Consider the following 14,212-nt stretch of genomic DNA (forward strand, 5'->3'; position numbering starts at 1 on the left):
TCAGAGAGTTACCAACCCGGTGAGTAGTTACGTAAAATTTTACAATGAAATCCAAGCACTCAAGACGATTTCTTATATGAACAAATACGGTATGAATTTCTACAAGCTTTTTAAATTAAGGCTGACAGTTAGGAGCGCAAGAGATACCAGAATCCCCTACTTCTAATCCTATATTAAGACACATTATTAACATGATCAGGAACAAATGCCAAATGTGTTAACGAAAAATCACATTTTATGGGAATCTTGAATCTCCAGCAATGTAGTGCCTGGTCAGGCAAGCCATGGACTCGAGGCATGCGATACATTTTACTACGGCCCTATATCTCATGGTGGAGTCTGCACTTAAGTGTGAGTATTATTTCCTCGACAATACCACCTCTCCTGACCCAACAGGAAAGTACTATCTTGCAAGGGGAAAAAAATATGGAACAAGCTTGTCGGTGAAATTATCGAATAGATACAGGAAGAAGCATAACCGCACATATTTGGGTCTCTCTTAACCTTGCCACTCCTAAGCTCCCTCAATTACTTTTTTTACTCGCATGGCAATTCATCCAAAAGTCAATACCTCTCCATCATCTGGGATAAACGTTTTTGACAGCAAATCATGTTGTTTTAGGATTTCTTTCAGTTGGGCCCGAGTAGTAGGGCAGTGGTTGAGAGCCTCCAGATGATTAGCGATAACTATGCCAGGTGCTTTCTGAACAAAAGTCAGAATTTCTTCTAATGTCATTAATATGGGAGGACCAATGTCAAGACTCGCACTTCCGGCTGCAACTACAGCAATATCTGGCTTCAGTTCGTTTAGAGCCCGCTCAACATCGTTTGTATAAACGGTATCACCACTAATATAAATTGATGGTTCATTCGGTAACTGAATGTAAAAGCCAGCCCCGTTAGCCATCAACCGATGGTTCCAGCCATGGCCGTGTTTGGCTGGAACTGCAATGATCTCTCCCCCCTCAAAAGATTGCGCGTCCCAATAGCCCAACGCCATTTGGACATTGATCCCATATTTTTCTAGATAAGCAGAATCTCGCCGTCTGCAGAGAACTGGTATATCTTTTCGTATCAGCATAGCTTCTCCAGAAGCATCCAGATGGTCTGTGTGCTGCAAAGCTTTGATACCAAATGTCCGGCTATGGGTAACCAGACAACATGTCACCTTGTCAAGCAATTGAGCTGCGATTTCTGGAAGAGGGACAATGGGGTTGCGTCTTGCTTTGTATTTAAAGAATGAAAATGGAGGTAACTCCCCTTTATCACTCAACATGGGATCAATTAAAATGTGATGCTTGCCTGCCTCAATTACAAATGTTGCGTTTCTCAAATGATGTATCTTCATAACTCATCTCCATGTTTGATTTCTTACAAATATATAACTATATGTTGGCGATGAGAAGTGTCACTATCGACAAAAATAATGCGAATTAAGACACGTAGGTTTGGGCAATTATGATCAATATCGCTATTTTAGCTGTCGAAAACAGTATGAAGTCTAGTATTATCGGGCCATTAGACGTACTCACTATTGCATCACGTGAGTGGAGTCGTTCGGTTGATAATACACAGAGTGATTTATTTCGTTTAAAAGTCATTACAGATGATGGATCACCTACAACCTGTTTTCTCGGGACGAAAATATACCCACACCACGGTAAAGATAATTGCAAGGACCTAGATGTTATTTTTATCCCTGTTATTCATGGAGACTTGAATCAAGTCTTATCAAACATGGAGCTGACAGATTGGTTATACAGGCAAAATAAAAAGGGGGTTATAATATGCGCTGTGTGTGCCGGAGTATTTCTGGCTGCAGAGACCGGTCTTCTCAACAACAGGGAAGCGACAACCCATTGGAACCTTGCAGAAGATTTTCAGAAACGTTACCCGGATGTACTTCTTAAGGAAGAAAAAATGATAATTGATGAAGGTGATTTTATCACCGCGGCGGGAGCAACAGCTTATCTGGATTTATCAATCTATCTTGCCGGCAGGTTTGGATCATCAGAGCTGGTCTCAACATTGTCAAAATTACTCCTGATCGACCCTTCCAGAAGACTGCAAACTCCTTACAAAGGACTGAATTTCAACATAAGGCACAATGATAAAGAGGTTTTAAAGGTACAACAATGGATAGAGGAAAATATCACAAACACAATCTCTCTTTCGATTCTTGCTGAAATTGCTGGTTTGGGTTCGAGAACATTTATGAGAAGGTTTAAAAAGGCAACTGGCAATACACCCCTTGAGTACATTCAACATCTCAGGATAGGGAAAGCCAGAACACTTCTCGAAAGGACAGGCCAACCATTTGATTCCATAACATACGAGGTGGGATATGAGGATACGAGTTCATTCCGTAGATTATTTAGAAAAAATACCGGCCTTTCCCCTTCCGATTATAGGAAAAGATTCTCTTTGTTCTGAAAGGCTTGTTCTCGATTGAGCAATTAAAGATTGGTATGACAAAGGTATAATGGTTTCTGAAAAACAATTGCGAAACCTTATTCCTGTGCACCTACTGATCGGCAGGCAGGTAGGAGAGAGCACCCTATTTTTTTGTTGAATCCGGATCTTCACAGTAATAAGCTAATCCCAGAGCAAAATGGAAGGAGTATAAGATTTAAATCGGCAATCCTAATGTTACATTATCGATTTTTGTTTTTAAGGCACCCTTCCACCGCATTCCGTGATCAAAAAATGGATGTTTGCATCATTTACCATGGCCACCTACATAGAAAGAAAGCGTGACACGTTGATTCCCAGTGAGTTTAAGGCCAACTTCATCAGAGTAGTGGAAAATAAATAACGGCAACAGAAAATAAAGCTTGCAGCTTGAAGTAAATGTATTATTGGGCACTGGCCGTCTCCTGTTGCTAAGGATCTTAATTTACCCTTGTTTGCAACCAGTTACCGACTTCTGATTTCATTTTTGGCAAAAAATAATCAGCTGAATTTCCAGCCAATACTGAGGTCTAGGGGGAAGGTATCTCCATTTTGGTAACTTATATGGAGTTAAATTCCTGTCACAGCATTTTGTTGCGAAAGTTATCAGCAAGTATCTTAATCGGATCGTACGACCAGCCTCTTGTCATTAGTTATATAGCCCAGCATAACCTTTTCAATGCACACAAAATGAAAAGAAGCAAGGGTATCGCGCTTTGATTTAAGCCCTCATTTTTGCTAACACTTATCAGGCGAAAAATTGTACCAACTTTCGGCTAGTTGCTCATAGATAAAAGTTGCATCTTCAATTTCTTTTATCGGGCAATACTCATCTGTTTGGTGTGCCAAAGATGGGTCTCCTGGGCCAAGTATTAGAGTTGGAATGCCTCCATAAGCAGCTTTTAAGGGAGGGCCGTCAGTAAAGAACGCAACTGTTCGCGGTCGGGGCACCTCTCCTAAAATTGGAGCAACAGTAGCATATACATTTTTCACCCAGGGAAGATTAGGGTCGGTCCACAATGGAGAAACATTGACTTTCGCTGTAATCTCAGCACTGCCGCCAAGCAACGAACCAATTTGCCTGATGCAATCTTCGTTACTCATGCCTGGAATGGTACGAATGTCAACTCCAACATTCGCACCATCAGGAACAGAATTAACATTTATCCCACCATGAAGGTATCCAACACTCAATGTTGGACACGCTAAGTAGGGATGCGGCTCCATATTAAAAGTAAACTCCTCTAATTGCCGTACAGCTTCAGCAGCCTTATACACTGCGTTTACCCCTTTATGCGGCATCGCGCCATGCGCAGTTTTCCCTTTAAAAGCAATATCAAGCCAGAGAGCACCCTTGTGGCCGACCAAAGGGTAATTGTTGGTAGGTTCAGTAATCACAAGGGCACCTGCCCTACCTATAACTCCCGCATTTTGTGCCAGATGATAAGAGCCCTGGCACCCGCTCTCTTCACCAGCTACTATAATGAGAATGAGTTTGTTCTCTTTCGGGAGCCTTTTTTTTAAATTACATGCCGCAGTCACCATGGCGGCAATACCGCTTTTCATATCACTTGATCCGCGACCATATAAGCGCCCCATTTTTATATCCCTACCAAAAGGATCTGACGCCCATTCTTTCTTTCCCAACGGCACTGTATCAATATGCCCGGCAAAGCAAAATGCCGGTCCTTTTTCTTCTCCGAAACTAGCAACCAAACTTGGGCGATTTTCATCAAATGACAATACGGTTAAATCGAACCCTTCCCTGTTGAGTAACTCTGAAAGAAAAGTGATACATTCTAACTCGTTACTTCCAGGGTTTCGGGTATCAAAGCCAACCAGTTGTTGGGCAAGTGCTACAGAAGCCGATAATTTTTTCATGCGATACAAGGTGGATGAGTTTCAGGGGGTATATACTTCAAAATGTGCTTCAGTGGGGGTACACTGTTCACCATTTATAGGTACTATATCCTGCGGGCAGGCAGACATGGCGACAATACAGTCCATTTCAGCCTTTAATATAACGTAATCACCAGGACTTGATTTTGGCGGCAGCCATTCTATTGTGTTACCGGTTGCAGGGGTGTTCATCCACAGATTTAACGGACTAGGACACTCAGGAGCTTTGTACCCAAGAGTGGACATAGCAGCATACATGTTGTCTTGGCAGTTATCGTGATACTCTGTAATGCCAAGACCTATATACCTATAAATATCGCAGGCAGCGATAAGGGTATCGTGAACACCTGGTGAGGTATCTTTAGCGAATGTAAGGATTGGCCGCCGTCGATTACTTACCAGCACATCCCCTTCCCCAGGAATGACTTTATCAAGGTAGGCGCGCATATGCTCCATAGAAAGGAACTCCGTCAAATCATGAGTGCTGAAGGCCCACGTGTCAACAATTTGTGCCCCATGAGTGTTAACAATTTTTATGCACTGCCCTTTAGCAACTCTTGCCGCCATTCCTTTTCTAGCTGGTATTGTTTGTAGGTTACTCATTGTTTTACTCCTTCAATATTTAATTTATTTTATTGTTATCCCCCCGCCAGTCTCCGAGAAAAGTTTGAAGGCGAGGATTTTTGGGGTTGTTGAAAATCATTTTAGGAGGACCAAGTTCTACTATTTTTCCTCCATCAAGAAAGGCGACCCTATCGGCGACTTCAGCAGCAAATCCCATCTCGTGGGTGACAACCACCATGGTCATTCCTTCTGCTGCCAGTTCTTTCATAACTTCGAGCACACTGCCGACAAGTTCAGGGTCAAGCGCTGATGTAGGCTCATCAAAAAGCATAATTTCGGGTTCCATAGCCAATGCCCGTGCAATAGCCACACGCTGTTGCTGTCCGCCGGAAAGGGACGACGGATATGCCTCTGCTTTCTCAAGTAAGCCAACTTTATCCAGCATTTTACGCCCCTTGCGGGCAGCGTTGTTTTTACTCATCAACTTGACCGAACGTAACGCCTCCGTCACATTGTCAAGTACTGTCATATGAGGCCACAAGTTAAACTGCTGAAAGACCATCCCCAGATATTCGCGCATTCTACGAGTATTGCTTTCAGGAGCGAGTCTTTGCTTCCCGCCATGCACAGCTTCGTAGCCGATCTGCTCACCACCGATGAGCACTTTTCCGCCCTGGTATACTTCCAGAAAATTAATACAGCGTAGTAATGTGGATTTTCCAGACCCTGAAGGTCCAATAAAACACACTACCTCAGAAGGGTAGATATCCAAGTCAATCCCCTTTAGCACTTCAGTATCGCCATAGCTCTTCTGGAGATCCTGTATGGAAATGATTGGTACAGAGTGTTCTTTGTGCAGCATGATTATGGCTCAATAGTTGTTGGTCTCAGGTATCGAGTAAACCGTTTTTCCAGCCGCGCGCCTGCGAAAGACATTATTTCCGCAAGCATCCAATAAAGCAGGCCTAGAATAATAAGCGGCTCAGTAGTCGCGAAGGACTCGTTAATGATACGGGTTGTGATTTTTGTTAACTCGGGAACGGTAATTATAGACAATACAGCTGAATCTTTGAGCAGAGTGATTGCCTGGTTGATTGACGGCGGCATAATCAAGACCGTCAATTGAGGAAATATTATTTTTCTAAACGTACGCATTCTGCCAATTCCTAAGCTGGCAGCAGCTTCCACCTGTCCTTTAGGGATTGACTCCAGTCCACTTCGAAAAATCTCAGCAAAATAGGCCGCACCGTATAGCGTGAGGCCAACTATCCCCGCAAGCTCAGGTACCAGCATCAGGCCGAAATTCGGAGCAACATAGTACAGTAGAAAAAGCTGAATAAGGAACGGTGTTCCTCTGAAGAGTTCTATATAGGCTTTGCAGAACCAGCTCACAGGCGCCAGCTTTACTCTGCGTAATAATGCTATTCCCAAACCAGCAACCAGCCCTAGACCAATTGCTATAATGCATATCCTTATGGTTACGACCAATCCGCTGAAGATTAAGGGCCAATATTTTACAAATATTTCCATGAGGTCACCCTGCAACTGCCATCTTCCTACTGAACGCAGAGCCTACAGCCGCAATGGCCATTGTCATCACAAGGTAGAAAGCAGCAGTAGTCATATAAATCTCCATAGGACGATAAGTAGAGGCAACCAAAGTCTGACTGACGCGCATGAGTTCTGTAACTGCGATTGCAGAGATGAGCGACGAGTTCTTCAACAAGATGATTATTTCATTGATAAGTGATGGCATAACCTTCTTCATGACCTGTGGTATCAGGATTTTTCTGTATAACCTTAAAGGGCCTATTCCCAAGGCGCGAGCCGCTTCAATTTGACCATGAGGAATGGAGGCGAATCCTCCGCGGTATATTTCTGCTTGAAACGCAGTAGTGTTGAGGGCTAGTCCAGTAATAGCAGCAATCAGAGGCGGGGTTTCAATCCCAATTTCCGGTAGAATGTAGTAGACAATGAGCAGAAGCACTAAAATTGGAATGCCCCGAAACACGCTTATATATAACTTGGCTCCAAGCTTCAGAATTTTATGGCTGGAAATCCCTACTAAACAGACTAGCATGCCGCCTACCATTCCAACCGTAATCGCCGCTAATGACACACATAGCGTTGCAACGGCACCTCGAAAAAAAACCGGCAGATTGCTAATAATTGTGGCAAAGTCAAAATCCATAAGGATGCCTCAGAATCTTTGGGAACACAGCTTGATGTTCCCAAAGAGATGATTTGTTGGCTGTTACTGAACTGGAGTAGGTAATGCGTCTGCCGGAACAGGCATGGCAAAACCAAACCATTTCTTTTGCAACTCGCCCATCTTGCCACTTTCATTGAGCTTTCGTAAGCCGGCATCAAAAAAGTCAGCCAAGGATTTGCTCGCATCATCGTTTCTAGCTGCCCAGGAAAAGTAAACCTTAGGTCCGAAAGGTGGAGTGATAATGCTGAAAATATTTGGCCGCTTCTTCACTGCGTCAGCAAGGTTTGGAAAAGATTGGGCTACTGCATCGACACGACCTACAGCAAGATCAGCGTACGCTTCGTCAAAGGAGACGTACTCTTGAATTTTTTTGACCGGCTTGCCTTGCGCATCAAGTTTATCAGCTAATGCCTGTAATGCTTTTAACTGAGCAGATCCTGTTTGTGATGCAACCACCTTTCCTGCAACATCTTCAGGGCTCTTTATTTTTGACGACTTTTTCACAAGTAACGCAACCGTAGCATCTGCAATGGGCAGGCTGAGCGCATATCTTTCAGCTCTTTCCCTGGTAGCTGTTACGGATGTAACAATAAAGTCAAATTTACTGGCGGCTAGCCCTGGAAGTATCCCTTGCCATGGAATATCGAGTTGCTTGACCTTGACATCCGGCAAATCTTTCATGATCAAGTTCAACATGTCGGATGAATATCCTACTATTTGACCTTTTTCGACGAATTCAAACGGCGGGAAAGCTGCTTCGGTTCCAATAACTATCTCTCCCTTCTTTTTGACATCTTCCAGGAGATCGGCTTGTGCTGATGAAAAAAGAGTGGCTACCAATACACAAAGCAGCATGAGATAGGTTAGGGGCAATTTTAGATGTTTCATTTGTACCTTTTCCTCCAGATAACTTGATTGTTTGTTTATGAATCTGAACGAGGAAAAGCAGGAACCATGCCCAAAACTTTCCCAGCAGGAAAGAAAAGGCTAGTGCACTGATATCGTAATATTTATTCTTGTCTTGCGCGAAGAGAGGTCAACAGCAATTTTTCACATTATTGTAAATAATTGCTCAAATAAAACACAATAGTGTAGCGAAACTTTCTTAAGGGGAAACTTAAAAGGTAGGAGGGGTGTTCACCCAGATAATCCGAGCTACAGTTGCCCCGGGGTTGAAAAATTTATGCGGCAGTGATGAATCGAAGAAAAAGGAGTCACCTTCATGGAGTATATATATATCATTATCTATAGTTAATTTTAGTATTCCTTCAAGCACATAGCCCATTTCTTCTCCCTCATGAGTAATTTCACCGGTAGAGCCACCTCCTGGGTCAACTATTTGCACATGGGCTTGCAGTATATTATGCGGTTTATGAGGAGAAAGGTACTCCAGGGAAACGCCATTTCCCTGCCCACCTGCTATTTGAGTCACAAGTCGCTCACCTTTTCTACTTACTATTTCCGCATGAAGTACATTCTGCATGAAAAGAGTACCGATATCAGTGCCAACGGCTGAGGCAATGGCATGAAGGGTATTCAAAGAGGGGTTACCTCTACCATTCTCGACCTTAGAAAGCAGACTTTCAGAGCAATTCGCCATATCTGCCACCTGCTTAAGAGTCAGTTTTTGGTATTTTCTAAGTTGTTTTAGGTTTTTTCCAAGAAGCTGCCTGTCTTCCATACTGCCCACCGAAAATAAAAGAAATAGTTTACAGGAAGTTTACAATCCATAACTTTCCTGTCAAGAAAGATTTTTGGTTTTGGATATACATAATGAGGGGCCTTCAGCATGCAAGCACAAATAAAATCTAAGTTGTAATTCCGCAAAGTTAGTCTTTGTCTCGTATGGAGAGACCTGACATAGAAGTAGGCGATAGCACAAAAACGTATTTCCTTCTTGAAAGAAGTGGGGCTTAATTAGCTTTACTAACTATTTTAATAGTAGGTGGGATCGCTTTACCTGCCAGATAGTATGTCCGTCCCCCTCACTCATTATCTTACTTTAAGGCAGCCTTCTTTAAGGCTCTAGGCACAATCCTTAACTATTTTCCTATCGAAAAAAATGGCTAAAGAGGATGTATTATTATAATATTTTTAATTAAGTAGATCGTTTTCGCGATGAAAGATTTGCCACGGCAATCTCTTTTTGCTTTGAGAATACAAAAAATGAGGTGCTTCCTATGCAGATAGACTTCCTTATTTTATTGAAATTGTTCAAGAATGGAGCAACTGCTGGCATTACCTTACCAAAGAAAAAGCTTATGAGTGCAGGGAGGTGATGCCAGTCATCCCATCAGCAGTCACTCTACACTGTCGTGGACCAGCTAGATTACATAGGTCAGAATAAATAGTTTTACGAAAATGAGGTTAAATTGCACTCCGAGATCGAGATACCGACTTCTTTATGAAAGCCGCTGTGATCCTAGCGCTCGAATGTCTTGCCCCCACGATGTTTCTTGCAACAGGGCCAATTTGGAGTTCAGAGAGGGGGCCGGTGACGAAAATCCGATCATGCCACTGGAGGGATGGCGTTATCACCGGAAATCCACAGGCCGCTGTTTTTAGGTTGAATTCATCAACTGCCTGGTTCACGAAACCGCCATCAGGTCGTTTTTCCATAAAGCCCGTGGCTAGAACAATTCTTTGACAATCATATCGACCTTGCCGTCCAATCAGCAAGGCATCTCCATTTTGACATTTCGCGTCGGTTATATCGTCAGTTATGAAGGTGAGTTGATTCAGTGCCGCCGCTTTGTCCAACGCAAGTTTCATGTCTCCGGGAACACTGCCTTTAGCTCTGGCTGCCGCTATCTGCTGACGTCGCTGTTCAATCGGTGACCGGTAGAACCCTTCCGTATACCTTGGACCTATCCAGCCTGGAGCAAAATCGAAATTACTGACGAAAACATTCTTTCGGGAAATCAACAACACGCCAGCGTTCATTCTTTCAGTTACTCTCAGAGAAACATGTCCACCACTGATACCACCACCTATCACCCCAACCGGACCGTCGCCTTGATAATCATCGAGGCAAAAGCGGGGATCGAACACATGATTTACCGATGCTCCCATTTCTCTGAGCCGGTCTGCCCAAGTTGGCCACAGGGGTTGTTCACCCATTCCGATCGCAAGTAGCACAAATCGAGCGTTGAGCACCTCCTCCGCGGTCACAACGCTTACATAATTTGACTTTATTTTGAAGTTCTAAAGCCCGACCTTTAATATGCAAATAATTCAGTTGATGATCATCAACTACCATCCGGCAATGCGCATCAAATAATTCCACGGAAGGCCTGTTTTTAGGGGCGATAAAATTGGTGTCTTTTCTGTTTTCTGGTAGTGCGGCGTACTCATTCCTAACACATAGTCTATTTTCCCCTATTGTCCCTTTTTTGATCGACAAATTTCGCTCCAGAAATAATCAAGTCCTGAACCAATAGGAAAGTACTATCTTGCAAGGGGAAAAAAATATGGAACAAGCTTGTCGGTGAAATTATCGAATAACATAACAGGAAGAATATCAACCAGAGGGAATCACTAATTTTCGTTGGATTTGAACCGGCCATCTTAACTATTGTGAAGCAGAAGAGGTCGGCAAGCAGATTTTTTTTTAAACCTTACTTGCCAGACCTTGAAAAACAGTTCAATTCATTTCGTTAAATTTCACAGCATCGGCATTGGTGCTGCAACGTTGTTTTTGAGCTACAATTACTACGGATGCGCCCTCATTAAATAAATAAGTGTCAAGGATGTTCCACTGCCCACCATTCACCTGTTGATTCACAATAACTGTGTCTATTAGGGTATCACCATCATAGATTTCAACAGGTACATTTCCACAACGTTTTGACGATTGTGTCCACCAAAGTGAGATATCCTGCATACCTATAAGGCTGGTTGCGTATCTATACTCACCATCGCTGTTCTGGCTGTACTCCGACGGGGTGCCATAATAGTCAGACTCGCTTGCTGTACGCCATTTTCCGATAGATGAAGTTTCCGAGTCTCCGTTGTCAATAATAACTTCAACCGGTTCCACTGTTGCCTTTTGCAGGGTGACGTTTAATTCATCAATGACCGCCGTAAAACCATTTTCTTCGTAGATTGCTGTAATGGTGCATGATTCATCCTGTTGCACATCAAAAACCGTCAAATCACCATCCGGTGAGATTACAGCCAATTGCTGGCAATCAGTACTCCACAACGGTTGCGCCTCCATACTCATTCCGCTTGTGTAGTATACTTCTGCACTGTAGGCAGCCGTAGTATTGCCAACAACGGTACTTGGGCCTGAAATTTTGAGATAATTAGGCACTAATAAATCCTGGTCATGAATAGAGATGCCAAGCTCTTCATTAAAAGTGAGACCATTTTCTTCATATAAAGCAGAAAGCACACAGGTTTCATCCTGAGCTATATCATAGACTGTTAATAAGCCAGAGGCTGAAATTTCTGCCACACTAGGACAGTCAACACTCCACAGCGGCTCTACGAACATGTTGCTGTTATCTGAGTAGGATACTCTCAGATCGTAGTCGGCTACGCTATTATCAAGTAGGAGAGTATCCCCTTCAATGGCAACATTTTGGGGCTGAGGAGGTATTACCCCTGCAAGCTGCACTGCATCGGCATTGGTGCTGCATGTTCTTTTTTGAGCAGTGATAACAATGGAGGAGGCACCATCATTGAAGGTATAGGTACCCAAGAGATTCCATTTTGAGTGTTTGTTAGCGGATTAAATAAACATAGAAACAGTACAGTCAGGCCAACACAAAATGGTTTTATGATTAATCTTTACGAATCCACGTATAGGACCATCTTGGGAAAGAACAAAGACGATTGCATTTTCATGTTCTCCAACAAAATCTATAGCAGACTTGTGACGTGTTCCAAAATGATCATATCTAAAATCTTGTCCACCTCGATTGAAACCATCAGGGCCAACAAGGACTTCCCCAGACCATGTACCAGCAGAAAGCTTTGTTCCAAATGAAACTACATCGAGCAGGTCGGAGAGAATCAGAGCACCATCAATAGAGGTGTATTGAGCGATTAATTGAAGCCGTTCAGACATCATTTTTCTCATCTTGATATCGCGAGGAATATCAATCGTCGGGTAATTCATATATTCAGAAAACAATTCTTTGATACCATATTTTTTAAAGAATCTATAACCATGAATAAATCCCTTTTTTATTGCGGGAAAATGATTCTCGTTTACAAGTACAATTGAGGCTCCATTAGAACGCGCGGCAGCTTCTGACAAGATAAAATCAAGTGAATCACGATAGATGTGCCAATATGATTCGCCGTATTTTTTATATAATTCATGTTGCTCAACAAAACTAAATATATATTTGCCCATTGCTGTTGGAGCAAATGGGCTGGGGGTAGCTGCGACAAACTCTCCTTTTGCAAATCTTCCAATCTGTGAATTGCCTCTGGTAATTAACAAGGAACCAGGATGAATTGTTGTAAGTGTAAAAACATCTGGGCGTGTGCAACTGAGATTACCTATTTGTCCAGGAACCTTATTAAATCTATTTTCGGGCTGAGAAAAAGAAACAACACCACACAAAAGGAGTTCATCAGTTGTATCGCTTTTCGAGACAACAAATGATGACATTTCTGGATCAATAGCTGGAGCTAACTTGGTAACAGTTTCAACATTAAGTGGAAAAGGTTTTTTAAACCCCATTGCCCCTCTTAAGCTTTTTGACATATCCTCATTGAACAAAGACAAGCTAAATGTAATAGCCCTGTCTTCTTCCTTCTCAAGACTTGCAATGAAGGCTATTTCAATAAGTTTCCTTATAATGGATAGCTCTGGAATAGGCTGTTTCAACCTATCGCGACGTGGATTGTTTTGGTCACTATTCCAAGCATTAATTATTTCCTGAATCAGGCTTTTGTCAAACATAATTATTCACATTCAATTCCTATATTCTAACTGTTCAACATATGATATTTTTCCAGGAGCTCAAGCAATAGTTATTATTTCAGCTAGTTGAGTTGACGAGTTGTTTTATCCAGAGTGAATCCTATGGTTGGTTGTAGTAATAACCAATAGATGTAGCATCCTTTGCTGTGGTCGATTGGTTTGTAATTCAAGAAATACAGTTTTTCAGATCGTTCCCCAAAAAACAAATTATTCGGGCAAATGGTCAAATACCACCCTTTGGACAAATATGACCTTTACCGACGGGTTCGACAGGCTACCTTACTGATCACCATAGTAAAATACCACTAACAATTCAGAATGATACACCTTCTCCTACCAATTTAGCCCTCGATGGCATCATACTTGCTTTCCTTCTTGCAAGCAGTGAGTTTTTCGCCAATCGTACCTGTTATTTAAATTCAAGAAAACGAAACCAATACATCAGGCTCTTGGCCTATTGCATCTTGGGTGAAAAATGCAGGTCAATTCACACATAGATAAGTTTCGATGGAGGCATAGTATGAAGAAAAATGGAAATTTTATAGAGAAACTCGAAGCCGACATAGCTGTCGCAGAGGCTGAATTGGAGAGGTTCAGGGTTCGCGGTATGGCCTTTACGGCTGAGGCAAAAGACAGGCATGATGAGCATGTCGAACAGTTAGAGTTGAAAATCGATCATATAAATCGCGATCTGAGAATTTTGAAAAAAGCGGACGAATACCAATGGAAAGATTTGAAAGATGGTCTTGAGAGTGGCTGGAGGGAGTTACAATACGAACTTCGAAATGCCATTGAAACATTTAAAACAGAGTCTGGTGTGGCAGGTCCTCATGGTGGTGATGAAGGTCCATTTCCTTATGGCGACCTAAGCAGCCATTCTTTTGCGAAAAAGAAAAAATAAAGTCTGCAAGGAGGAAAGCATGGGAGACAAGGGTGGCAAGAAAAATACAAACAAAAAGCAAAGACAGGCCAAAGAAAAACAAGAACAAAAAAGGAGAGACAGGATTGATAAACAACCGAAGGTGATTTCAATTACTGGAGCTAATCGTCAAATGGCTTAAAGGTAAATCGTATAGAATTGCAATATTTTTCTCCTGACAGTGGTGATAGTTCAAGAGTTAATAGACAGAAGTACTTTCAACTCA

At 42.5% G+C, this 14,212-nt stretch carries 14 protein-coding genes; 3 read left to right on the forward strand and 11 right to left on the reverse strand.

Features of this window, described 5'->3' with window-relative positions; translation table 11 throughout:
* Window positions 1-553 precede the first annotated feature (553 nt).
* Entirely contained in the window at window positions 554-1,348 is a 795-nt protein-coding gene (locus ACHZCY_RS03675; protein WP_319547883.1) for an MBL fold metallo-hydrolase, read from the reverse strand.
* 110 nt (window positions 1,349-1,458) lie between these two features.
* On the opposite strand from ACHZCY_RS03675, the gene ACHZCY_RS03680 reads away from it, so the two are divergent.
* A complete protein-coding gene (locus ACHZCY_RS03680; protein WP_319547884.1) occupies window positions 1,459-2,433 on the forward strand; it encodes a GlxA family transcriptional regulator in 975 nt (324 codons plus the stop codon).
* Window positions 2,434-3,189: 756 nt separating this feature from the next.
* Here the strand turns inward: ACHZCY_RS03680 and ACHZCY_RS03685 are convergent.
* From ACHZCY_RS03685 to ACHZCY_RS03730, 10 genes are all read right to left on the reverse strand, one after another.
* A complete protein-coding gene (locus tag ACHZCY_RS03685; protein ID WP_319547885.1) occupies window positions 3,190-4,332 on the reverse strand; it encodes a M20 family metallopeptidase in 1,143 nt (380 codons plus the stop codon).
* 21 nt (window positions 4,333-4,353) lie between these two features.
* Window positions 4,354-4,953 carry an urea carboxylase-associated family protein gene (locus ACHZCY_RS03690; protein WP_319547886.1) on the reverse strand — a complete coding sequence of 200 codons (600 nt, stop codon included), beginning with the start codon at window positions 4,951-4,953 and terminating at the stop codon, window positions 4,354-4,356.
* A 19-nt stretch (window positions 4,954-4,972) separates the two neighbouring features.
* Entirely contained in the window at window positions 4,973-5,776 is an 804-nt protein-coding gene (locus ACHZCY_RS03695) for an amino acid ABC transporter ATP-binding protein (protein ID WP_319547887.1), read from the reverse strand.
* 2 nt (window positions 5,777-5,778) lie between these two features.
* Entirely contained in the window at window positions 5,779-6,444 is a 666-nt protein-coding gene (locus tag ACHZCY_RS03700; RefSeq protein WP_319547888.1) for an amino acid ABC transporter permease, read from the reverse strand.
* Between the two features lie 4 nt (window positions 6,445-6,448).
* Window positions 6,449-7,105 (reverse strand): amino acid ABC transporter permease, encoded by a 657-nt coding sequence (locus tag ACHZCY_RS03705; protein WP_319547889.1) that lies wholly within the window; start codon window positions 7,103-7,105, stop codon window positions 6,449-6,451.
* A gap of 63 nt (window positions 7,106-7,168) precedes the next feature.
* The gene (locus tag ACHZCY_RS03710) at window positions 7,169-8,014 is read right to left on the reverse strand and encodes a transporter substrate-binding domain-containing protein (RefSeq protein ID WP_319547890.1); all 846 of its coding nucleotides are present in this window, start codon (window positions 8,012-8,014) and stop codon (window positions 7,169-7,171) included.
* Window positions 8,015-8,243: 229 nt separating this feature from the next.
* Window positions 8,244-8,807: a cupin domain-containing protein gene (locus ACHZCY_RS03715; protein WP_319547891.1), complete on the reverse strand. Its 564-nt coding sequence runs from the start codon at window positions 8,805-8,807 to the stop codon at window positions 8,244-8,246.
* A 686-nt stretch (window positions 8,808-9,493) separates the two neighbouring features.
* Window positions 9,494-10,297 (reverse strand): SidA/IucD/PvdA family monooxygenase, encoded by an 804-nt coding sequence (locus ACHZCY_RS03720; RefSeq protein WP_319547892.1) that lies wholly within the window; start codon window positions 10,295-10,297, stop codon window positions 9,494-9,496.
* 472 nt (window positions 10,298-10,769) lie between these two features.
* Entirely contained in the window at window positions 10,770-11,831 is a 1,062-nt protein-coding gene (locus tag ACHZCY_RS03725; RefSeq protein WP_319547893.1) for a golvesin C-terminal-like domain-containing protein, read from the reverse strand.
* 30 nt (window positions 11,832-11,861) lie between these two features.
* On the reverse strand, window positions 11,862-13,046 hold the full coding sequence (locus ACHZCY_RS03730; RefSeq protein WP_319547894.1) for a putative sensor domain DACNV-containing protein: 1,185 nt from the start codon (window positions 13,044-13,046) through the stop codon (window positions 11,862-11,864).
* 541 nt (window positions 13,047-13,587) lie between these two features.
* Here ACHZCY_RS03730 and ACHZCY_RS03735 point away from each other — a divergent pair.
* Both ACHZCY_RS03735 and ACHZCY_RS03740 read left to right on the forward strand, forming a co-directional pair.
* Window positions 13,588-13,968: a sll1863 family stress response protein gene (locus tag ACHZCY_RS03735; RefSeq protein WP_319547895.1), complete on the forward strand. Its 381-nt coding sequence runs from the start codon at window positions 13,588-13,590 to the stop codon at window positions 13,966-13,968.
* Between the two features lie 19 nt (window positions 13,969-13,987).
* Window positions 13,988-14,128: a hypothetical protein gene (locus ACHZCY_RS03740; RefSeq protein ID WP_205221655.1), complete on the forward strand. Its 141-nt coding sequence runs from the start codon at window positions 13,988-13,990 to the stop codon at window positions 14,126-14,128.
* The last annotated feature ends 84 nt before the right edge of the window (window positions 14,129-14,212 follow it).

The sequence above is a fragment of the Desulfogranum marinum genome (assembly GCF_963675105.2).
Lineage (GTDB): Bacteria > Desulfobacterota > Desulfobulbia > Desulfobulbales > Desulfobulbaceae > Desulfogranum > Desulfogranum marinum.